Source organism: Novosphingobium sp. P6W (assembly GCF_000876675.2).
GTDB lineage: Bacteria > Pseudomonadota > Alphaproteobacteria > Sphingomonadales > Sphingomonadaceae > Novosphingobium.
The window spans coordinates 560,126-581,340 of the sequence record NZ_CP030353.1 but is presented as its reverse complement, the minus strand read 5'-3'; the positions used below and the strand labels follow the sequence as shown (position 1 = coordinate 581,340).

Annotated in this window: 22 protein-coding genes; 9 read left to right on the top strand and 13 right to left on the bottom strand. The window is 65.6% G+C overall.

Going from position 1 to position 21,215, the window contains the following annotated elements; genetic code table 11:
* Window positions 1–14 precede the first annotated feature (14 nt).
* Window positions 15–749 carry a ThuA domain-containing protein gene (locus TQ38_RS19050; RefSeq protein ID WP_043975686.1) on the top strand — a complete coding sequence of 245 codons (735 nt, stop codon included), beginning with the start codon at window positions 15–17 and terminating at the stop codon, window positions 747–749.
* On the opposite strand, the gene TQ38_RS19045 is transcribed toward TQ38_RS19050, so the two are convergent.
* Window positions 737–1,396 (bottom strand): TetR/AcrR family transcriptional regulator, encoded by a 660-nt coding sequence (locus tag TQ38_RS19045; protein ID WP_043975684.1) that lies wholly within the window; start codon window positions 1,394–1,396, stop codon window positions 737–739. The genes TQ38_RS19050 and TQ38_RS19045 overlap by 13 nt on opposite strands.
* A 159-nt stretch (window positions 1,397–1,555) precedes the next feature.
* Here TQ38_RS19045 and TQ38_RS19040 point away from each other — a divergent pair, with 159 nt between their 5' ends.
* Entirely contained in the window at window positions 1,556–2,383 is an 828-nt protein-coding gene (locus TQ38_RS19040) for a sugar phosphate isomerase/epimerase (protein WP_043975682.1), read from the top strand.
* A 1-nt stretch (window position 2,384) separates the two neighbouring features.
* Here the strand turns inward: TQ38_RS19040 and TQ38_RS19035 are convergent, their stop codons facing one another.
* Window positions 2,385–3,110: a TetR/AcrR family transcriptional regulator gene (locus tag TQ38_RS19035; RefSeq protein ID WP_043975681.1), complete on the bottom strand. Its 726-nt coding sequence runs from the start codon at window positions 3,108–3,110 to the stop codon at window positions 2,385–2,387.
* Between the two features lie 134 nt (window positions 3,111–3,244).
* Between TQ38_RS19035 and TQ38_RS19030 the strand changes: the two genes are divergently transcribed.
* The 3 genes from TQ38_RS19030 to TQ38_RS19020 are packed head-to-tail and all read left to right on the top strand — an operon-like array spanning window position 3,245 to window position 5,548.
* Window positions 3,245–3,682, top strand: a complete 438-nt coding sequence (locus TQ38_RS19030; RefSeq protein ID WP_043975680.1) for a hypothetical protein — start codon at window positions 3,245–3,247, stop codon at window positions 3,680–3,682.
* Window positions 3,679–4,089 (top strand): MaoC/PaaZ C-terminal domain-containing protein, encoded by a 411-nt coding sequence (locus tag TQ38_RS19025; protein WP_052505732.1) that lies wholly within the window; start codon window positions 3,679–3,681, stop codon window positions 4,087–4,089. Before TQ38_RS19030 ends, TQ38_RS19025 begins: the two co-directional genes overlap by 4 nt.
* Window positions 4,052–5,548 (top strand): class I adenylate-forming enzyme family protein, encoded by a 1,497-nt coding sequence (locus TQ38_RS19020; RefSeq protein WP_052505731.1) that lies wholly within the window; start codon window positions 4,052–4,054, stop codon window positions 5,546–5,548. The genes TQ38_RS19025 and TQ38_RS19020 overlap by 38 nt, the downstream gene beginning before the upstream one ends.
* A 530-nt stretch (window positions 5,549–6,078) precedes the next feature.
* Here the strand turns inward: TQ38_RS19020 and TQ38_RS19015 are convergent.
* Genes TQ38_RS19015 through TQ38_RS19000 form a run of 4 tightly spaced genes read right to left on the bottom strand, consistent with a single transcriptional unit; the run spans window position 6,079 to window position 11,364 of the window.
* The gene (locus TQ38_RS19015; RefSeq protein WP_043975678.1) at window positions 6,079–6,633 is read right to left on the bottom strand and encodes a nuclear transport factor 2 family protein; all 555 of its coding nucleotides are present in this window, start codon (window positions 6,631–6,633) and stop codon (window positions 6,079–6,081) included.
* A gap of 20 nt (window positions 6,634–6,653) precedes the next feature.
* Entirely contained in the window at window positions 6,654–8,261 is a 1,608-nt protein-coding gene (locus tag TQ38_RS19010) for a GMC family oxidoreductase (protein ID WP_043975677.1), read from the bottom strand.
* Window positions 8,258–9,964, bottom strand: a complete 1,707-nt coding sequence (locus TQ38_RS19005) for an FAD-dependent oxidoreductase (protein WP_043975676.1) — start codon at window positions 9,962–9,964, stop codon at window positions 8,258–8,260. Before TQ38_RS19005 ends, TQ38_RS19010 begins: the two co-directional genes overlap by 4 nt.
* Window positions 9,961–11,364: an FAD-dependent oxidoreductase gene (locus tag TQ38_RS19000; RefSeq protein WP_043975675.1), complete on the bottom strand. Its 1,404-nt coding sequence runs from the start codon at window positions 11,362–11,364 to the stop codon at window positions 9,961–9,963. The genes TQ38_RS19005 and TQ38_RS19000 overlap by 4 nt, the downstream gene beginning before the upstream one ends.
* A gap of 76 nt (window positions 11,365–11,440) precedes the next feature.
* On the opposite strand from TQ38_RS19000, the gene TQ38_RS18995 reads away from it, so the two are divergent.
* The 3 genes from TQ38_RS18995 to TQ38_RS18985 all read left to right on the top strand — a co-directional run bounded on the left by TQ38_RS18995 (window position 11,441) and on the right by TQ38_RS18985 (window position 14,862).
* Window positions 11,441–11,659, top strand: coding sequence for a hypothetical protein (locus TQ38_RS18995; RefSeq protein ID WP_043975674.1), 219 nt, complete (start codon window positions 11,441–11,443; stop codon window positions 11,657–11,659).
* A 183-nt stretch (window positions 11,660–11,842) separates the two neighbouring features.
* Window positions 11,843–14,284 carry a TonB-dependent receptor gene (locus TQ38_RS18990; protein ID WP_043975672.1) on the top strand — a complete coding sequence of 814 codons (2,442 nt, stop codon included), beginning with the start codon at window positions 11,843–11,845 and terminating at the stop codon, window positions 14,282–14,284.
* A 110-nt stretch (window positions 14,285–14,394) separates the two neighbouring features.
* Window positions 14,395–14,862, top strand: coding sequence for a VOC family protein (locus TQ38_RS18985; protein ID WP_043975670.1), 468 nt, complete (start codon window positions 14,395–14,397; stop codon window positions 14,860–14,862).
* A 10-nt stretch (window positions 14,863–14,872) separates the two neighbouring features.
* On the opposite strand, the gene TQ38_RS18980 is transcribed toward TQ38_RS18985, so the two are convergent.
* The 3 genes from TQ38_RS18980 to TQ38_RS18970 are packed head-to-tail and all read right to left on the bottom strand — an operon-like array spanning window position 14,873 to window position 17,689.
* Window positions 14,873–16,195 (bottom strand): MFS transporter, encoded by a 1,323-nt coding sequence (locus TQ38_RS18980; RefSeq protein ID WP_043975667.1) that lies wholly within the window; start codon window positions 16,193–16,195, stop codon window positions 14,873–14,875.
* Complete coding sequence (locus TQ38_RS18975) at window positions 16,192–17,142, bottom strand: aldo/keto reductase (protein ID WP_043975665.1); 951 nt, start codon at window positions 17,140–17,142, stop codon at window positions 16,192–16,194. The genes TQ38_RS18980 and TQ38_RS18975 overlap by 4 nt, the downstream gene beginning before the upstream one ends.
* Window positions 17,143–17,161: 19 nt before the next feature.
* Window positions 17,162–17,689 carry a VOC family protein gene (locus TQ38_RS18970; RefSeq protein ID WP_043975664.1) on the bottom strand — a complete coding sequence of 176 codons (528 nt, stop codon included), beginning with the start codon at window positions 17,687–17,689 and terminating at the stop codon, window positions 17,162–17,164.
* 300 nt (window positions 17,690–17,989) lie between these two features.
* On the opposite strand from TQ38_RS18970, the gene TQ38_RS18965 reads away from it, so the two are divergent.
* A complete protein-coding gene (locus tag TQ38_RS18965) occupies window positions 17,990–18,796 on the top strand; it encodes an SDR family oxidoreductase (RefSeq protein WP_043975662.1) in 807 nt (268 codons plus the stop codon).
* On the opposite strand, the gene TQ38_RS18960 is transcribed toward TQ38_RS18965, so the two are convergent.
* The 4 genes from TQ38_RS18960 to TQ38_RS18945 all read right to left on the bottom strand — a co-directional run bounded on the left by TQ38_RS18960 (window position 18,797) and on the right by TQ38_RS18945 (window position 21,212).
* Entirely contained in the window at window positions 18,797–19,477 is a 681-nt protein-coding gene (locus TQ38_RS18960) for a TetR/AcrR family transcriptional regulator (RefSeq protein ID WP_052505730.1), read from the bottom strand.
* A gap of 109 nt (window positions 19,478–19,586) precedes the next feature.
* Window positions 19,587–19,922, bottom strand: coding sequence for a hypothetical protein (locus TQ38_RS18955; protein ID WP_043975661.1), 336 nt, complete (start codon window positions 19,920–19,922; stop codon window positions 19,587–19,589).
* Window positions 19,919–20,671, bottom strand: coding sequence for an SDR family NAD(P)-dependent oxidoreductase (locus TQ38_RS18950; protein WP_052505729.1), 753 nt, complete (start codon window positions 20,669–20,671; stop codon window positions 19,919–19,921). The genes TQ38_RS18955 and TQ38_RS18950 overlap by 4 nt, the downstream gene beginning before the upstream one ends.
* Before the next feature lie 16 nt (window positions 20,672–20,687).
* Window positions 20,688–21,212, bottom strand: a complete 525-nt coding sequence (locus TQ38_RS18945; RefSeq protein ID WP_052505728.1) for a nuclear transport factor 2 family protein — start codon at window positions 21,210–21,212, stop codon at window positions 20,688–20,690.
* Window positions 21,213–21,215 lie beyond the last annotated feature (3 nt).

Sequence of the window (21,215 nt, the reverse complement as noted above, 5' to 3'; positions counted from 1 at the left end):
GGGAGTTTGCCAAAATGAAGGTTCACCTGATTGCCGCGGGGAAATTCCACGACATCGATTTTGCCCGTCTCGAACTGCTCAAGCTGCTGGCCGAACGCCCGCAGATCCGAACTTCGGTTGCCGCCGATTACGGCGACCTGGCGAGCCTTGCGGCCGCCGATCTGCTGATAACCTACACCTGCGACCTGATGCCGGACGGCGCGGAGCAGGTCGCTGCGCTGGAGTCTTTCCTGGCGCGCGGCGGGCGCTGGCTGGCGCTGCACGGCACCAATGCGATCTTGCGTTTCGGCGCCGACGGCGTGGTCGATACGCCTGACGAGGTTCCTGCTTTCAGCCGGATGCTGGGCACGCGCTTTGCGGGCCACCCGCCGATCGCGCCCTTCAAGGTCTTCGTCACGCGCGGCGACCACGAGATGACCGAGGGCCTGCGCGATTTCCGCGTCGAGGATGAACTCTACCTCACTCACCGCACGGCCGAGATCGACGTGCTGCTGCACACCAGCTTCACCGGCCGCTGCGACGAGTTTCGCGATGCCGACTGGGACGAGGCCGAGGTGCCCGTGCTGTATGAGCGCAAGGTGGGCGAAGGCCGGGTCCTGTACCTCACGCTGGGGCACTGCCGGGGCCATTACGACCTCCAACCGGTCGCCGAGTTCTGGCCGCATCCCCAGCGCTGCGCGTGGAATTATCCGGTGTTTTACGAACTGCTGCGGCGCGCGATCGGGTGGGGTATGCCTCACGCGGCCTGACCTTCCGAGGCGGGCCGCAGCGCGTGCATCTGCTCCTCCAGCGAATCGAGCAGCGGCTCCACCAATGCTGCATCCATCGCCCCGGTCAGCAGGTTGACCGCCATGCCCTCCATGGTCGCCTGGGAAACGGCCATGGCAAGGGCGAAGCGCTGCGGGCTGGCCTGCCATTCGGGATAGAGCTGCACCGCAAGCTGGTTGAACCGCTCGCGAAATTCCACCTGCAGGGGCATCAGTACAGCAGCCAGTTCGGCGTTCGTGCGCGCGGCCACGGCCAGTTCGTGAAAGGCGATGAACGCGGGTTTCTGGATCTGGCGCCAGTATGTGCGGACCATCGCGTTGTGGTCCAGCGCGCTGCGCTCTGCTGCGCGGCGAAAGGCGCGTAGCCGCCGTTCGTGAAGGTGAGTGATGGTCGCCTTGATGAGCGAGATGCCGTTGTCGAAATGGTGCAGCATGGCCCCGCGCGAAAGCCCCGCCTCGATGGCGACCTGCGGCGTCGTGGTGCGGGCATAGCCGCTGCGCACCAGCACGCGGATGGTCGCATCGATCAGCCGCGCGCGGGTCTGGGCGCTTTTCAGCGCCTGCATCGTCGGTTCGTCAGCGCCGACCTGCAGCCCCGTTCGGGACCTGTCGGCGCTGGTGCGTTTCACAGGCAAGCGGCGCTCTCCCACGATGGCCTCTAACCCTCTCTCCTAGCGCATGGATCGACATAAAAAAAGACATCCATGAATGTCTTTTATGGATATGTTCACGGCGACAATCAAGCGAATCGCATGGACGTGTGCAGATCGCGCCGAAGGAGAGGCCAGATGAGCGGAGCGGACCGTTTTCCCCTGTCGCTGCACCAGCTTACCACATTGGATGCGCCGCCCGCGCGGCTGGTCGAACTGGCGGGGCAGGCGGGGTGCGCGCATGTCTGCCTGTTTACCTACGTGCCCGAGGCGGCGCGCGGCCGCTACCCGCTTGTCACTGCCGCCGACGTGCCGGACCTGCACGCCCGCATGGCGGATGCAGGGGTGAGCCTGTGCAACCTCGAAGTGTTCCCGCTCGACGGGCGCGAGGATTTCGATGGCTTTGCAAAGGCGTTGGAAACCGGCGCGGCGCTGGGGGCGACCAAAGCCACCGCGCATATCCACGAGGTGTCGGGGCGGCAGGAAGGCGCGGCGCGCTTCGCCGCATTCTGCGATCTTGCGGCGCCTTACGGGATCGTGGCGGGGCTGGAATTCAACGCTTTCACCGGCGTGGCGGACATCGTCTCCGCCGCCGCGATCGTGCGCGCGGCGGGTCGGGCGAATGGGCAACTGGTGTGCGATGCGCTGCACCTGTTCCGCAACGGCGGCAGTGTGGCCGACCTTGCTGCACAAGCCGATATCGTCGGCTACGCCCAGCTTTCGGACGGCCCGCTATCCCGCCCGCGCGAGGAGTGGTGGCCTGAGGCGGTACGGTCACGCGCGTTGCCGGGGCAGGGCGAACTGCCGCTGGTGGAACTGGTCGCGGCGCTGCGCGAGGGGACGGTGATCGAGATCGAAGTCCCCCGCGCCGACGATGCCAAGGCGGGGATGGACGCCGCGCAGAGGGTGGAACGCGCCGTGGCCGCAACCCGCGCGGTCATCGCGCTGGCAGGTAAGTCTGCCTGACTTATCCTTCTTTTCTGGCGTCCAGCAGCGTCTCCATCCGGTCCACCAGTCCGGCCAGCCGGTCCACGTCGGGGATCGGCGCTGGCGCTGCCGGAGCCATGAGAACACCGCCCAGCAGCACGTCGACGAACCGCGTCGCCTCGGCATCGATGTCGAGCGGGCGGCCGATGAAGCTGGTGCGCATGGCGATGTGTTCCAGGCCGCCAAACAGCATGTCGCGGATCATTACCGGGTCGACGTCCGCGCGCGCCTTGCCTTGTCCCTTGGCGCGTTCCACCGCGTCCACCACGGTCTGCGCGAAGGTGTGGTTCTGGGCGTGAAGGGTGGTGCCCCGGTAGTCGGACCAGCGCAGTTCCTGGTAGAAAACGCGGTGCAGCTTGGGCGTTTCCTCCATCGAGCGGAGAAAGCGAACGGCGATAAGCGTCAATTGAGTGCGCAGGTCCGCGATGTGCTGCAACTCGCCGGTCAGCCGCTCGACGAAAGGCGTGGCCCAGTCGGTCAGGACATGGTTCACCAGTTCCTGCTTGTTGTCATAATACTTGTAGACCGTCGCTTCGGACACGCCGGCCAGTTTGGCGATCTTGGCCATCGACGTGGCCTTGGCGCCTTCCTCCTCAATCAGCTGCCGCGCGGCGGAGAGGATCTCCTGCGGGCGAAAATCCTTGCGCCGCCGCCAGGCGAGCGGCTCGGCTTCGGCATTGCCGGGCTTCATCGCGGGGCTGCGCATGGTAATTGAACTATCCTCATTTGTGATTGACTCTCGTCGGGGCAAACGGCAGCTTTACGCGCAATCGGACGACTTGCAACAAGTCAGGCGATCTTATCAAACGGGCGATCGACAGGCCCGGACGTGGAAGAGGCATGAACGGCATCGATCCCCTTCACATCACAGGTCCCGGTTATGTCATTCCGCCCGGCGTGTTCGACCTTTCCGCCACGCTGGACGATGCCATTCGCAGCTCCTGCGCGGCCCCGGTGCGCGGCGGCGTGGAGGCCCATCCGATCTTCGCCTTCATCGCCGCGCTGGGCGGCATGGGTAGCCGCGTGGGCGACGTGTGCCGGGGCCTTGGCCTCGCGTTCGATAGCGGCGCGGTGCTGGGCCGGTGCCGGATCAACTACGATGCGCCGCTGACCGTCGATACGCGCTATGACGTGGCAACCAGCGTCGTCGCCTTGGAACGCAAAAGCAGCCGCCGCTTCGGCGCGGCCGATCATTTGACGCTGGGCATGACCGTCAGCGCTGGCGGCAACCGGCGCGCGCGGGTGCGGCTGACCACCATCATGCCGGCGCTCACATGACCTCGAGCCGCTGGGAAATCCCCTCCGTCCCCGCCGAAGCCATGGCGCTGTGGTGCGAGGCGCTGGGCGATGACAACGCCATCCACCTAGATCCCGCCGCCGCCGAGGCGCTGGGCTTTGGTCCGCGCACCGTCAATCCTGGGCCGACGAACCTGGCGTACCTGCTCAACATGGTGATGGAAGCGCAGCCGGGCGCGCAGGTGCGCTGCGTGGATGCGGCGCTGATGGGTAATGTGCTGGCCGGCGACGGCGTGACCGCACAAGGCACATGGCATGAGGACGGCACGACCTGCGATGCCGAACTGGCCTTAGAGACAGGTCACGTCGTTCTCAAAGCAAGAATAGAAATAGAAAACGGGAGAGATTGCGATGACGATGGAGAAGGCTTTTTCAGCCAGCGTCTATGATCTTGTCGCCATGCGGGCGCGGGCGACGCCCCATGCGCTGGCAATCGCCCAGCGAGATCTGCGGCTGGACTACGCCGCACTGCTGGCGCGGGTGGAGGCCATTGCCGCCGATTTCGCCGCGCGCGGGCTGGAGCGGGGGCAGCGCATCGCTATCCTTTCCGAAAACCGGTTCGAATATACGGCGGCCCAACTGGCCTGCGCCAAGCTGGGGCTGATCGCCGCCTGCCTCAACTGGCGGCTGGCCGAGGCCGAACTTCATCACTGCGTGGACCTTGTGGAGCCGGTACTGCTGGTCGCCTCGCCGCGCTACCGGGATGCGGCGGATGCGCTGGCGAAGGGCCGCCCCGTCGCCGCCATCGATGCGCTGGGCACAGCGCCGGGCGCTTGGGCCGAAACGCAAAGCGCGGCGCAGGGCGAGGACGGCCTGCTCATCATCTACACCAGCGGCACCACCGGCCTGCCCAAGGCGGCGGTCATCAGCCACCGCGCCGAGATCGCCCGCATGTGCGCCATGCGCCTCGACATGGGGGTGGAGATGACCGACGCCTATGTATCCTGGGCACCGATGTTCCACATGGGCGGCACGGAACATCTGCTGGCAACCCTGATGTGCGGCGGCACCGGGGTGATCGTCGACGGTTTCGATGCCGATGCGATCGTCGATGCGCTGGAAGAATTTCCCATCGGCTGGCTGATGCTGGTGCCTGCCACGATCGAACCGCTGCTGGAACGCCTTGCCGCGCGGCAGGCGAAAGTGCGCGGGGTGAAGGCGGTGGGCTGCATGGCGGACCTGGTGCCATCGGCCACGATCGCGGCGATCACGCGGGCTTTGCGCGCGCCCTATCTCAATTCCTTCGGTGCGACCGAGACGGGAATGCCGCCGCTGTCCGCCGATCTCATCCCGGTCGGCGCCATGCCCGATGCCTTCCCCAAGCAGTTGAGCATGATGGTGGACCTGCGCCTGCTTGACGCGGCGGGCAACGAAGTGGCCGACGGTGAGACGGGCGAGGCCTGCGTGCGCGGCTCCACGCTGTTCAGCGGCTACTGGAACGCGCCCGCCACCAATGCCGAATGCTTCGCGGGCGGCTGGTTCCACATGGGGGACCTGTTCCGCCGCACCGCGCAGGGGTATGATTTCGTCGGACGCTCCAAGTACCTCATCAAGTCCGGCGGCGAGAATATCTATCCCGCCGAGATCGAGCGGGTGCTGTTCGCCGATGCGCGGGTCAACGATGCCATCGTCGTGCGCAAGCCCGATCCGCAGTGGGGCGAAGTGCCGGTGGCCGTCATCGCCCGCAACGATGCCTCGCTTGACGAAGGCGCGGTGCTGCAGCTGTGCCGCGATGCGCTGGCGGGGTACAAGCGCCCCCGGCATGTGCGCTTCATCGCGATGGAGGCGTTTCCGCGCAGCGCCAGCGGCAAGATCATCCGCGAGGAAGTGGAAGCGATGATCGGGTGAGGCTTGGGGTTTGTTGCGGGGCGCTTCGACAAGCTCAGCCTGAGCGGGGTTGGGGAGTTTTGAAAGTCTACAAGACCAACCACTCCCTAAACCCGCTCAGGCTGAGCTTGTCGAAGCCCTCAAACACCGCTTGACATTTATAACCATATAGGTTATATGCTGCAACGTGACGGGTCGGGGGTGTGTAGCTGACACTCCATGTTCCCGGCGCGGCCGGCGTCCGGTGCGGACCGGACAAGCCGCAAATCAGGGATGCGTGGATGAACTTGAGGGTGTGCCCTCAGGGAAGAGGGCAAGGGTGCGAACCCGCCCCCTCACCCCCATGCACCGCCGGGTCGAGCTGGAAGTCCCACGAGGTCACGCCCCTTACCAGCCGTTCGCAGACAAAAGGCAGGGCCCAGCACTAGTCGCCTGATGCTGGCGACCAAACCCAGCGCCGGCCGCAGCCCGTCCGCTGAATTTCCCTGGCGTTACCCCGCGCTCGCCGGCGGGCGTTTTTGCTTGTCCTCCCCGTCGGGGGAGGACAGCGATTATCCCCTGCCGCGTGACTTTTCGTAGGCGACCCATGTCGGCAGGTTTTCCGGGAAATCCGCCGGTTTCGGCTCGGCATAGGCATGGTTGCGCAAGGGGGTGGCGAGGATGTTGGGGTATTCCTCGATCGGCACGTAATAAAGGAAACCGATGGTGCGTTCGGCGAATTTCCAGCCTGCATCGGTGTTCTTGTACTTGTCGTCGTAGCGGATGGCGGTGACCATCATCTTGCCGTTCCGCCACAGTTCCGCATGACCGATCACGCGGCCCGTGGCCTCCTGCGAACCATCGCCGACAAAGTCGATCTGGACGTCGTGCATGAAATGGTGGCCCGGGCCGAGGACGTCGAAGCGCCCGTCGTACTGCGTCATGATCGCATCGACGCCGGTGGCGTTCATCACCCCGTCGGCGGATTTGAGCACGGCATCGGGCGCGAACAGGGCGCGGATATTGTCGATGTCACGGTCGTCGATGGTGAAGCAGTAGCGCGCGATGAGCTGGCGGATCTGCGATTCGGCTTCGAGCCGGGCGATACGGTCTTCAAGGCTGGACATGGTTTTCTCTCCGGTAGATGTCAGCGGGCATCCTCAAGGATCATGGCGGCGCATTTTTCGCCGATCATGATTGAGGGGGCATTGGTGTTGCCGGCGGGCAGGCTGGGCATGATCGAGGCGTCCGCCACGCGCAGGCCCGTCACCCCGCGCACGCGAAGGCGCGGGTCGACTACGGCGTCCTCGCCCACGCCCATGCGGCACGAGCCGACGGGGTGCAGGTTGGCGATGGCATTGGCGCGCACGTAGGCTTCGATCTCGTCATCGCTGCGGGCATCGGCGCCGGGCGAGATTTCGCCCGCGTTGTAAGGCGCCAGCGCAGGCTGGGCGGCGACGCCGCGCACGACCTTGATGGCGGCGATCATCGCTTCCACGTCGGTCCGCTCCGTCAGGAAGTTCTGGCGGATTTCGGGATCGGCGAAGGGGTCCGCGCTGCGCAGGCGCACGGTGCCGGTGGCGCGGGGGTTGAGGTGTACCGGGCTCATGGTGAAACCGGGGAAGGGGTGGGCCTTCATGCCGGCGGCGGTGCGGCTCTGCACGGTCCAGATGTTGGTGTTGACCTGAAGGTTGGGGCGGTCCTGCCGCTCGTCGGTGCGGGTGAAGATGCCGGCGAAGATCCCGTTGCTGGCCAAGGGGCCGCGCTTGAACAGGACATAGTCGATACCGGCCTTGAGCTGGCGCAGGGGGCTGTTGGCCAGTTCGTTGATGGTGATCGGCTGCGTGCAGCGGAACATCAGCGAGATATAGAAGTGGTCCATCAGGTTCTCGCCCACGGCCGGCAGGTCGACCAGCGGGGCGATGCCGCGCTCGCGAAGGTGCGCGGCCGGGCCGATGCCCGAAAGCTGGAGCAATTGCGGCGATCCGAAAGCCCCGCCCGATACGATCACTTCGCGCCGCGCCCGCGCTGTTTGCAGGCCCGCTTTCGTCCGGTACTCGATGCCCGCCGCGCGGCCGTTCTCGATCAGCACGCGGGTGGCATGGGCGCCAGTCGCGACCTTGAGATTGGTGCGCCCCCGCGCCGGTTTGAGGTAGGCCTGCGAGGTGTTCCAGCGCCGGTTGCCCCGCGTGGTGGTCTGGAAAAAGCCGGTGCCTTCCTGCTCGGCGCCGTTGAAGTCCGGGTTATAGGGAATGCCCGCTTCCTGCGCGGCCGCGACGATGGCCTCGGCAACTTTGGAGCGGCCGGGTTGGTCCGATACGGTCAGCGGGCCGCCGGTGCCGTGATAGGCATTGGGCCCGCGCTGCTGGTCCTCGCTCTTGCGGAAGAAGGGCAGGACATCGGCAAAGCTCCACCCCTCGCAGCCAAGCTGGCGCCAGTGGTCATAGTCGGCCGCGTTGCCCCGGATATAGAGCATGCCGTTGATCGAACTGGTGCCGCCCAGCACTTTGCCGCGCGGCTGATACATGCGGCGGCCGTTCAGCTGGGCTTCCGGCTCGCTTTCGAACATCCAGTTCACCGTGGGGTTGGAGAACAGCATGGGATAGCCCATCGGCGGCCTGATCCAGAACGCGGTGTCGGCGGGGCCGGCCTCCAGTAGCAGGACGGTGTACTTGCCGTTTTCGCTGAGCCTTGCGGCGACCACGCAGCCCGCAGACCCCGCGCCGCTGACGATGAAGTCGAACTCCTCGCTCACGCCTCCTGCCCCGCAAGATGGCGTCCGGCGATATAGGCGAAAGTCATGGCCGGGCCGATCGTCGCCCCCGCACCGGGATAGGCGCCTGCGAACACGTTGGCCTGGTCGTTGCCCACGGCATAGAGGCCGCCTACCGGCGCGCCGCCATCGTTCAGAACGCGGGCGTGGCGGTCGGTCTTTAGGCCCGCGAAGGTGCCGATGATCCCGGCCTCCAGCTTCACGGCATAGAACGGCCCTTTGGTCAGCGGCCCCAGGCAGGTGTTGGGCTGATGTTCGGGATCGCCCTGATAGACATCGTAGACGCGCCCGCCGCGCCCGAAATCGGGATCGACGCCGGCCTGCGCATTGGCATTGAAGGCGGAGACCGTGGCGACCAGCGCAGCGGGGGCGATGCCGCAGACCTGCGCCAGTTTCTCCAGCGTATCCTCCCGCTTCAGGTAGCCACTGCGCAAGTGCTTGCCGTGCGGGATGGGGAAGGGACGGACCATGCCGATGCCCCATTTCTTCACCGCCGCCGCATCTCCGATCAGCCAGGCGAAGGCGCTGGTATCGCCCTCGCTGGCCTCGATCATCTGCGGTACGAAATCGTGATAGGCGCTGGATTCGTCGCCGAAGCGGCGGCCATCCGGGCGCACGGCAAGGAAGCCGGGCTTCTGGCGGTCGATCAGATGGGGCCACACTCCGGTGAAATCCTTGGAGCCGGGGATCACCGAAACCGGCATCCACGGCGCCGGGTGAGCGACGTTGCCGTTGAACACGCCGCCCGCGCTTTCGGCCAGGCGGATGCCGTCGCCGGTGTTGCCGGGGTTTGTGGGGTTGCGGTGGTCGTGGTTGCCGGCGGGCGCGGGGAAGGTCGCGGCGCGGCGGTCGGGGTCGTTGGGATAGCCGCCGCAGGCCAGCACCACGCCCTTTCGCGCGGTGACCAGAACCTTACCGTTCGGCGTGACGATCTCCGCCCCGGTGACGCGCCCGTCCTCGCGGGTCAGCGTGCCGACGGGAGAGGACAGCCAGATCGGCACGTCGAGGTCGAACAGCGTGCGGGCAAGGCGCGCCACCAGCGCACGGCCGCGCACCACCTGCTGTCCTTCGCCGTACCGCAGGACGTCGGCAAAGTGCTTCATCAGTTTCTTCGCCACGAAGCCCAGCGCCTTGACCGACCGGCCGGCCTTCATGAACTGGATCATCTCCACGCCCGAACCCACCGCAAAACCCAGGAACAGCGTCTGCGGCAATTGCTGCTTGAGGTTCTTGAGGTGCTTGCCCAGCGCGCGGGCCTCGTAATCGACGGTGCCGATCGAACGGACGATCGAGCTATGCGCGCTTTCCGAGTGATAATCGGGATAGTCCATGCCGTAGAAGCGGACGTGGCTCTGTTCCTCCAGAAAGCGCACCATGCGCGGCGCGGTGTCGAGGTAGGCCTCCACCCGGTCGGGCTCGATGTAGTTGCCGGTTTCCTCGATCAGGTAGGCGCGGGCATTCTCGATATCGTCGCTCTGGCCGGTGGCGCGCTGCATGCCGGGCGAATAGTGGTTGCCGGGCACCCACAGCACCCCGCCCGAGGTGGCGGTGGTGCCGCCGAATACGGCTTCCTTCTCGACCACAAGGACGTCCAGACCGGCGCGGCGCGCGGTGACGGCAGCGGTCAGGCCGGCCGCGCCGCTGCCGGCGATCAGCACGTCGACGGTCCTGGTTTCGGTCGTCATGCGATTGCGCTCCTTGTCATGCGGTTCTTTTCCAGGGCCGCGCCGCGCCCGGCGATGCGGCCGAAGATCACGGCGTTGCCGATCGAGGCACCGCCCGCCGCGTAGCACTGGCCGAACATGCCGCCGGTCGTTTCCCCGGCAGCGTAAAGGCCGGGCACCGGCCGATCGGCGGCGTCCAGCACCCGGGCCTGGGTGTCTATGCGGATGCCGGTGCCGGTCCAGCAGATGATGCCGGGGCGGATGTGGGCGGCATAGAACGGCCCTTCGGCGACAGGGCGCAGCATTTCGGCGGGCTTGAAGAAGTCTCCGTCGACACCTATTTGGTTAAATTCGTTGTAGCGCTCGGCCGTGGTGGCCAGCCGCTTTGCAGGGAGGCCCAGCGCATCCGCAAGCTCTGCCAGAGTGGCGCCGCGCACCAGGGTGCCGGCCTCGACATGCTCGGCAAGGCGCTCGGCGGTCCAGCTTGGCGCGGGGCGGTAGCGGGTCGTGCGCGAGGCAAGGCGCGAGGCTTCGTCGAAGATGGCGTAGCAGTCCTGCCCCGGCTGTTCGTCCAGCACGGCGGCAAGGACGGAATATTCGATGGTCTCGTCCACGAAGCGTCGGCCATCGCGGTTCACCATCATCAGCCAGCCGGGCAGGTAGCTTTCAAGGTCTTTCGCGAAGCCTGGCGTGATGAGCAGCAAGCCGCGATTGTGCTGGCTGACCTGCCCTTCGACCTGCTGCGCCAGTTTGATGCCATCGCCCCGGCAGGTGGGTGCGCCGATGTACCAGTGCAGGTCGCCGTAGCGCGCGGCGTCGGGATAGAACTGGGCCAGCATCTCGGGACTGGCGCCGAAGCCGCCTGTGGCAAGCACCACCGCATTGCTGCGCACCGGCTGGCCGTCCGCCACGATCCCGGCAACGCGGCCACGTTCCACCAGCAGGCTTTCGACCCGCGTTTCCAGCACGGTATCGACCGCCTTGCCGGAGAGGAAGCCTTCCAGCCCCTCGACGATGCCGGCGCCGTCGCCTGTCGCGCGGTGGCCGCGCCGCATCTTGTCGACGCCCGAGGCGTAGAGGTTGTTGGTGGTAAACCCGACGCCGACGCTGCGCAGCCATTCGAACGCCTCGGTCGACTGCTCGCACAAGGTGCGCACCAGCGAGGCTTCCAGCTTGTACTGGTTGAGCGTCATGTAATACTGGTACATCGCCTCGGTGGTGTCGTCCGCGATCCCGGCTTCGCGTTGGAGCGAAGTGCCGGCGGCATAGAACACCCCGCCCGACAATGCGCTCGACCCGCCGGTGCGGTCCGCCGCTTCCACCATCAGCACGCTGGCGCCGTTTTCGACGGCCAGTGCGGCCGCGCTCAGCCCGGCCGCGCCGGTGCCGATGACGATCACATCGTAGTCGGTCGCGCTCATCAGCGAACCTTTCGGACGCGGTGGGCCGCACTGCGATTCATTCGAGCCTCGATGGGCATCGCTCGCCTCTCCATACATGTTTTCGTTCGGCGAGCAGGGGCGCTTGAAGGCGCCGGTGCCGCGTGTCGCCCTTGAACATGGCCTTGAGCAGCTAATAAGTCTAGCTCAATTGCGTAAGGTGAGGCGCTCTCGGCTGCACCTTTGGCGCAAGCCCGCAGGCAAGGCCGGCAAAGTGGCAACACCACTCCCTAAAAAAGCAATCATGATCGACTTTTTTATTGTCAAGATGAGCTGACTTGCGCATGAAGCAGCACAGAAAATAAGTTGGAGCGGCAACGTACGAATCGTTCAGGCCGTCCTGGGAATGGGTGAAGACTGGCAAGGCCCTGCGATCCGGCACTGAATCCGGGCGAGGGCACCGCCTTCAATTCTAAAATAAGGCATCCTCCGCAGTATGGAGATGACCGGGAGGAAGAGGATGAAGGACCTGAAAAATTTCCATCGCACATGCCTGGTTGCCGGGCTGCTGACTTCGGCGTCCGCGCTGGGCCTGTCCGGCGCCGCCATGGCGCAGGAAGCGGCTCCGCAGGCGGCGCAGCCCACTGGCGGCCTTGAGGAGATCGTCGTTACCGCCCGCAAGCGCACGGAGTCTCTCCAGGACATTCCGGTCGCGGTGACGGCCTATTCGCCGGCGCAGATCGCCCGGCAGGATATCTCCAATATCGAGCGCATCGCTGCATCCACGCCCAACCTCACGGTCGGACGCGCGACCACCGGGTCGGGCGCGCAGATTTCGCTGCGCGGCATCGGCACTCCGGCCAGCGCATTGGGCATCGAATCGTCAACCGCGATCATCGTCGACGGCATCTACTACGCCAGCGGCCGCATCCTGAACGAAGGCTTCTTCGATCTGGCGCGGATCGAGGTGCTGAAGGGGCCGCAGGCGCTGTTCTTCGGGAAGAACGCCACCGCCGGCGTGATCTCCATCACGACCGCCGACCCCGGCTCCAGTTTCGAGGCATCCACGCGCGTCGGCTACGAAATCCGGGCCAAGCGGCCTTACATCGAGCAGATGATCTCCACCCCGATCACTGACACGCTGGGCATTCGCGTGGCGCTGCGCGGGTCCAAGATGTTTGGCGGCTACACCCGCAACTATGCAACCGCGCAGCCCTTCACCGTGACCGACCAGGCGGGCGGACCGGTGCAGAACCTCGTCGCGGCGCCGGGCGACCGCACGGGCCCGAAGGAAGGCGAACTGGTGGGCCGCGTCACGCTCAAGTGGGAGCCGACCGACAACATCACCAACACCTTCAAGGTTTCTGCCAACCAGAGCACCACCAACGACGGCGCCTGGAACAACATCGTGTTCTCATGCGCCAACGGGTTCAGCACATTGCAGCCCACTGTGCGCTGCAAGCGTGACTGGAAGTATTACCACAACGAGATGCCCAAGGAGATCGCCGCGAACTTCCCCTTCGCCCGCGATGATGGCGAACTCTACACCAAGTATCGCTCGTTCCAGGCCACCAACAATCTGGAATGGAAACTGGGCGACGTGACGCTGACATCGGCCACGAATTTCCAGCACCAGAACAACCGCTGGCTGACGGACAGCGACTATCAGCAGCGCGCAACCCAGATCTATGTCGGATCGCGTGAGAAGTGGACCGCGTTTTCCGAGGAACTGCGCGCCCAGACCAATCTCGACGGCCCGCTCAACATCATGGTCGGCGCGTTGTACCAGAAGACCAAGCTGCAATCGGACCAGTACGTCTATTCGGGCAACGTGCGCGTCAGCACCCAGCGTCCCGAGTGGGAATATGTCGCGTTCGGCAAGGATTCCTACACCAAGGGCGAAACGATATCGCCCTTTGCGCAGGTTACCTGGAAGGTCATTCCCGAAATCGAACTGGGCGGCGGCATCCGTTATACGCATGAGACCAAGGACAGCTTCTTTGTCCATCCAGTCAACCGTCCCGGCCAGATCAACCGCCTGAACGACCCGATCTATGCCGACCAGACCTTCACCAACTGGAGCCCTGAACTTACCGCGTCGTACAAGCCGGTGCCCAACGTCAATATCTATGGCGGCTTCAAGACCGGCTACAAGTCGGGCGGCTTCTCCAACCAGAGTTCGTACACCCAGGCTTCGGCACCGGGAGATCTTGCGTTCGGTCCGGAGCGTGCCAAGGGCTTCGAAGGCGGCGTGAAGACTACGCTTCTGAACAACCAGCTTCGCTTCGATGTGGCGATCTACAGCTACAAGTACACCGACCTTCAGGTGGACTTCTTCGAAGCCCAGACTTTCCGTTATGTCACCACCAATGCCGGTTCGGCGCGCACCAAGGGCATCGAAGTCTCGACCGAGTTCGCCCCGCATTCGGTGCCGGGCCTGATCCTGCGCGGCGCGATCAACTACAATAAGGCGCGCTATCTCGAATTCATCGCCCCTTGCGTCACCGGGCAGACTCCCGCGCAGGGTTGCAGCACCACGGCGGCCAGCCCTTACGGCGGTCTGTTCGTGCAGGACCTGAGCGGCAAGCCTACCGCCAATGCACCGCGCTGGACCGGCGCCGTGGGCGCCAGCTACGAAACGGATGTCAGCCAGGGCATGTCGGTCGCGCTGTCTGCGGATGCGCGCTATTCCGGCAGCTACAACGCCTCGCCCTTCGCCAATCCGCTGGCGACGCAGCCCAGGTACGTGAACCTCGATGCCTCGCTGACGTTGAAGTCGAAAGCAGGCTGGGACCTTGCCGTCATCGGCAAGAACCTGACCAATCAGTTCGTCATCTCGGGCGCGCTGGATTCTCCGGCCACCGGCAGGGGCACGGGCACCGCTGCCGGCGTTCTGGGCGACCAGCGTGGCTATGCCAATACGCCGCGCACGGTGCAGTTGCAGGTGACATACCACTACTGAGGCACGGCATCCCGGATCGTCCGCCCCGGTCAGTTCTGGCGGACACCTATCCTCTCCTGGCCGGTGCGCGCAAATTCGCGCGCCGGCCTTTTGTCTGTTGAAGGGCCCGTATGACCATCGATCCCGGTCTCATCTTCCACACCGGCATCGCCGTGGCCGACATGGCGCAGGCACAGGATTTTTATGCGCGCTCGCTCGGCGTGGAATGGGCACCGGTCCACCGCTATCGCCCGCTGCCGCTGTGGATCGCAGGTCAGGGTTGGTGCGACGTTGAGATCGATGCGGTCTATTCCCGGCATGGCCCGCATCGGCTGGAACTGATTAAGGGGCCGAAGGGCAGCTTCTACGACCCGGCACTGATGCGCAGCGTCAGCCACACCGGCATATGGGCCACGAATGTCGGCGACGAGGTGGAGCGCCTGACGGGCATCGGCTGGCGCGTGATGGCGGCCAAAGGCTCGCCGCAGGAGCGGTATGGCAACATGGCCTATGTGACCGATCCGGCAGGCGGTATGGTTCTGGAACTGGTGGGCCGGGAACTGCAGCCAATGCTTGAGGCCTGGTTCGCAGAGACCTGAAGCGCTGCGCTCAGGCCAGCCTGATCGGATCGAGGATCAGGCGGCGATAGGCCTTCAGGCTGAGCCACAGGGCCCCGCAGCTAAGCAAAGCCGAGATGGCGCAGACGATGCCAAGCGAGTCCCCCACGCGCAGTTCGTCGCGGAAAACCTTGTCGGTGAGGAAGGCCACGGTCACCGGCGCGATGCCCAGCCCCATCAGCGTCACCAGCACGATGTAGAGCGAGGAGGCAAGGCCGCGCATCCGGTTGGGCGTCACCACCTGCAATGCGGTAGCGGCCATGGCGGTGGGGATGGAGTAGCAGAAGCTGATGATCCCGCCGATGGCCAGCACCATCTCGTAACCACTGCGCATCAGCAGCGCGGCGCAGCAGGCGAAGACCGCCAGCGCACTGATCACGCCAAGGCGCATATTGGCGTCGGGATAGCCCGCCCGGGCCAGCCACCGGCCCAGCGTAGGCCCGGTCAGCACGCCCAGCGATCCGCCGACCAGCGTGAGCAGGCCATATGTCATGCCGACCTGCCCGATGGAAACGCCGTACTGGCGGATCGCCACGGTCGGCAGCCAAGCCGGGAAGGCGTAGATCGGGATGATGGCCAGCGCCATGCCGATATAGAAATATCCGTAGAACCCGCGGTGGGCCCATAGGATTGAGAGGGCCTCCCCCAGGGTGAGCGGCGGCGGGCTGTCGGTCTGCCCGGGATCGACCGCGCCGCGCGGCGGCTCGCGCATCGCCGCGACCATGGCGATGCATACCAGGCCCAGCGTGCTGACGATCACGAAGGTGATCTGCCAAGGCGCCAGCGCGCCGATTACCGGCACGGCGGAAAGATCGGCGCGGGTGGCCCATTCGATCACCACGCCGCCCAGCAGCAGGGCCAGCCCGCTGCCGATGTACGGCCCCATGTTGTAGATGCTGAGCGCGCGGGCCAGGCGCTTTTCGTCGAACAGATCGCTGAGCAGCGACCACGAGGACGGTGTCAGCCCGGCCTCAGCCGCACCCACGCCCGAACGCGCGGCGAACAGCGCGCCGAAGCTGCGGGTGAAGCCGCAGGCGGCAGTGAACACGCTCCACACCGCGATGCAGCCCAGCAGGATGCGGCGGCGGCCCGAAACGTCGACCCAGCGCCCGAATACCGGGCTCATGATGAGGTAGGCGATAGAGAATGCCGCCCCTTGCAGCAGGCTGATTTCGAGGTCGCTGAGCCCGAAGTCGGCCTTGATCGGCTGCACCAGCAGGTTGAGGATCTGGCGGTCGACGAAGCCGACGCTGAAAGTGATCGTCAGCGCTGCCAGAGCGAACCACGGCGAGCGGCGCAGCGCGGAAAAGCTCAAACGCCGGTTCCATCGAGCCGTGCAAGCTGCGCGGCATTAAGTTGCAGCTGCGTCCCGGCCACGAGATCGCCCAGTTGCGCCGGCCGCGATACGCTGGCTATGGGGGCGCTGACACCGGGCCGGGCCAGCATCCAGGCGATGGCGATGCTGACCATCGAGGCGCCGGTCTGCGCAGCGATTTCATCCATCGCGGCGATCACCCGGGGGACATTGGCGCGTTCGAACAGGGGTTTGAGGTACTGTTCGCGGGCATGACCGGCGACATCCCCTGCGCTGCGGTACTTGCCGGTGAGCAGCCCGTTCGCCAGCGCAAAGTAAGGAACAACCGCAAGGCATTCGCGCAAGGCGAGCGCTTGCAGCGCGCCTTCGTAGCCATCGCGTTCGATCAGGTTGTAGCGCGGTTCGATCACCGCGAAGCGAGCCCAGCCATTGGCGTCGCTTGTCTTCAGCGCCGCTTCGAGCCGGTCGGCTTCATAATTGGAAGCGCCCAGCGCCCGGACTTTGCCGGACCTCACCAGCCGGTCGAAGGCCTCCAGCGTTTCTTCCAGCGGAGCGGCAGGATCGTCACGGTGGGCGAAGTAGATGTCGATATGATCGGTGCCGAGGCGCTGCAACGATTCCTCCACCGCGCCGGCAATGCGCGATGCTGACAGGCCCTTGCCGCCTGCGCCGTCGAGCAGGCCGACCTTGGTGGCGATCACCAGGCTTTCGCGCCGTCCGCCGCTGCGCAGCCAGTCACCGATCAGAGTTTCGGATTCGCCGCCGACATTGCCCAGTGCCCACGCCGAGTAGACGTCTGCCGTGTCGACCAGCGAGCCTCCGGCATCGACGAAGGCGTCGAGGATGGCGAAGCTCTCCTTGCGGCCTGCGGTCCAGCCGAACACGTTGCCGCCCAGCATGAGCGGGGCGGCGCTGAGGCCAGTTCGGCCAAGGGGGCGCGGTGTCACGTCGGGTCTCCGGCAGCCATCAGTAAGCGCGCATGGGATCGCGGCCGTCCCAGCCTTGCGAGGCGGCGCGCACGCGTTCGTAGATTTCGGTCATCACCGGCACCATGTCGATCAGTTCGATGATCGGGCCCGGCGCATCCGGCGGCGGCTGCAGATAGGCGAAGCGGGTGCGCTGTGTGGCGCCTTCGGTGGCGACCGTCATGCCGGAAGCGATGGCAGCGCTGCGCTGGTCGTCGAAGCGGTCGCTTGCCATGCCGAGGTGGTGCATTCCGCGCCCGCCGCCGGCCAGAAAATCGCGGTAGGTCGAAGCATCGGGGCCGGGAACGATGAGTTCGATCTGGATATCGCCGCTTTGCGCCAGGGCGACTTGACCGATGATGTCGGTGCGCTCCGTCTCCTGCCCGTCATGGCGCAGCCATGCGAATTGGGGCGGAGGCATGACGAAGAAAGGCCCGATGCCCAGCGTGCCCGTCCAGAACGCGATCGCCGGTTCCAGGGCTTCGACAAGGTAGCCTGCCTGAATGGCATTTCCGTAGAGCCTGCTCATGGATCTCTCTCTTTGTCGCGGTTCCGACCACCTCTTGTCATGCCTTTAAAACAAGCAGTCAAGACTGTATGCATATCGATGTCATCAGATGCTCCCGGATGTGCGGGACGTGTCATATGATACTCATCGGATGCGGCGGACAATCCTTTAAAAATATGGAGGATGTGAGGCTGCGGGAAGACTTTTCTTTATGCGCGCGCGGCGACACGGGCCGGGAAACATTTGGTCTCTGCGGGTTGCAACAATGCAGTTGTGCGATATAAAACAAGCACAATTGAATGTAAAAATGGAGAGACGACAATGCGGCTAGGCGGCAAGGTCACGGTCATCACTGGCGCCTCCAGCGGGCTCGGCGAGGCGACCGCGCGGCGCTTTGCGCGCGAGGGGGCGCTGCTGGTGCTGGGCGACATTCGCGAGGACGCAGGCCTTGCACTGGCCGATGAACTGGGTGCGCAGTTCATGCTTTGCGACGTGACGCGCGAGGCGGACGTGTCGGCGCTTGTCGCGCGGGCGTGCGAGGTGCACGGCCGCCTCGATTGCATCATCAACAATGCCGGGCAACTGGGCGCGGTGGGCCGGGTTGAGGAGATCGAGGACCGGGCCTGGCACGACACTCTGGCAGTGCTGCTCGACAGTGTGTTCTACGGCATGAAGCACGCCGCAAAGGCGATGCGGCCGCGCGGGCAGGGGGTGATCCTTTCCACCTCCAGCGCGGCGGGCCTCGCGCCGCTGGGGCCGCACGCCTATACGGCGGCCAAGCACGCGGTGATCGGGCTGACCCGGTCGGTCGCGGCGGAATTGGCGGGCGAAGGTATCCGCGTCAATGCCGTGGCGCCGGGTAATGTGCCCACGCGGATGACCGAACTCGCCTATGGCGACGCGCAGGCCATGCGCAAGGCGGCGCAGGCGCGCAATCCGCTGGGCCGGGTGGTCGAGGCGGACGAGATTGCCGGGGCCTTTGCCTACCTCGCCAGCGATGATGCGATCAACATCACCGGGCAAGTGATCGCGCCCGACGCCGGACTGGTGCAGTGCCGTCTCGATTCCTCGTATTACGCGCGGCAGGCCACCTACTTCGATGCGGACGGCGACCGCGCGGCGCGTTGATCAGGCGGGCCGCAGGGTCCTGATCTTTTCTTCCAGCATGGCAAGCAGGGCAGGGACCATGGTTTCGTCGAGAGCGCCGGTCAGCAGGCTCATCGCCATGCCTTCCATCAGCGTCTGCGACAGGGCCATGGCCTGTGCGAACTGATCCGGTGCGGAGTGCCATTCGGGAAACAGGGTGAAGGCTTCGGCGTGGAAGCGTTCACGGTATTCGAGTTGCAAGGGCTGCATGATCTGGGCCAGATCGGCATTCGTGCGCGCGGCCAGCGCCAGTTCCTGGAATGCGATGAAGGCCGGCTTCTGGACCTGCCGCCAATAAGCGCCGACCATTGCCGAGGGATCGTGGTGCGTCACCTCCGACGAGCGGCGGAATGCGCGCAGGCGCCGTTCGTGCAGTTCGACGACGGTGGCACGGATCAGCGTGGCGCTGTTTTCGAAGTGGTGGAGCATCGCCCCGCGCGACAGGCCGGCCTCGGTAGCGACGAGGGGGGTGGTCGTGCCCGAATAGCCGACCTTGACCAGGCACTGGATCGTGGCCTCGATCAGCCGCCCGCGCGTCTGCGCGCTCTTGAGCGACTGGCGAGTGGGGGCGGCGCTTTCGATGGACGTGGGGGCAGCGGCATTGGGAGCCGTTACGCGCGGCGCGGTGCGCGGCGCGCGCTTGGGGGCAGGACTGACGGCCAAATTGGGCTCCCGGAAGACTGGTAAGACAGGAATGAAAGCCCTCCTGCAACCAACTCGCGGGTTCCGGCAATAGTAAAGTCGTTTCGCGCCTGCCCCCGCTATCGCGGATTCAGACCCGGCTGGCCAGTGCGACGACCGCACAGGACAGCGTGAGCAGCCCGAGACGGGCCCACGAAGCGCCCTCGCCAAGCACCACCACGGCAAGCAGGATCGCGCCCATCGGCACCACTGCGGCCATCAGCGGCATCAGCAGGCTGAGGGCGGCGCCTTCGTGAAGCAGCAGCGCCAGGCAGTAGAGCGATAAGGCGTAGACGGCGCCGCACAGCAGCGACCAGCCCGGGCTGGTGAAGCCGGCCGTGCGCGCCAGCAGCACGCTGCCGCCGATCTGCCCGGCGACGACGATGACGAACAGGACAATGGCCCGCAGGGACAGTGCGGCGGTCATTGTGCCGTCAGTCCGCCATCGACGACGAATTCGCCGCCGGTCACATACTTCGCGCGGTCGGAGATGAGGAAGGCGATCATGTTGCCGATGTCGTCGGGTTCGCCCATGCGGCCCATCGGGATCGCGGCGTTGATGGCGTCGTACTGGTCGGGATTGTCCTCGATCGCGACTTTCTGCATGTCGGTCCAGATGACGCCGGGGTGCACCGAATTGACGCGGATGCCCTGCTTGGCCACTTCGAGGGCGAGCGCCTTGGAATAGAGCCGTACCCCGCCCTTGCTGGCGGCATAGGCGGACGCGCCGGGTACGCCGACGAGGCCGGCGATGGATGAAAGGTTCACGATCGACCCCGCCGCCTGCGCCTGCATCACTGGCAGCACCGCGCGGCAGCCCAGATAGACGCTTTTGAGATTGACGTTGATCTGGCGGTCCCAGGCTTCGACGTCGAGATCGGCGGTCCACTTCAGCACGGCGATGCCGGCGTTGTTGACGAGGCCGTCGATGCGGCCGGTCTCGCTCTTCACGCGGCCCACCAGTGCGGCCCAGCCGGCTTCGTCGGTCACGTCCTGGGCAAGGCCGGTGGCGGTCAGCCCCTCGGCGCGCAATTCTTCGGCGCGGGCGGCGGCATTGTCGCCGTCAAGGTCGGTGAGGGTCACGGCATGGCCTTCGCGGGCCAGCAGGCGAGCGGCCGCGAAGCCGAGGCCGCCTGCCGATGCGGCGCCGGTGACGATGATGCTTTTCTGGGTCACGATGAATATCTCCGGTTCAGGCAGTGGCGAGCCAGGCGCGGTCGTAGGACCGGTCCTGCATGTCGTGGCGGCCCATCAGGCAGGCCGCGAGATCGGTGGTAAGGATGGCGTCGGCGGCGGGTTCCTTGCGCGCCCAGTCGACGAATTCGGAGCGGTGAGCGAAGCGCCACTCTCCGTTTCGCTGCTCGTAACGGTCGAGGTAGCGGCCAGAGATCACCATGTCGGTGGGCGCGCCATCATCGAGGATGCGGTGGAATGCGTAGTAGTAGACCTCGCCATAAGCGCGCGTGGGGTCGGCGGGATCGAACTCGATCAGATGCTGGCCGATGATGTGCTGGTTGGCGAGATGTTCGGTCAGCAGATTTTGCGCGAAGTCCACGAAATCCGGGCCGCTGCCTTTGAAGATGCCGTAGTCTGTGGTCGAATCCGGCCAGAAGGTGGCCAGTTGCAGCGTGTGGTCGAGGCGGTCTTGGCCGCGCATGTAGCGGGAAGCGAGATCGCGGATCGCATCCTTGGCGATCAGAGTGGCAAGATCGGTCATGTC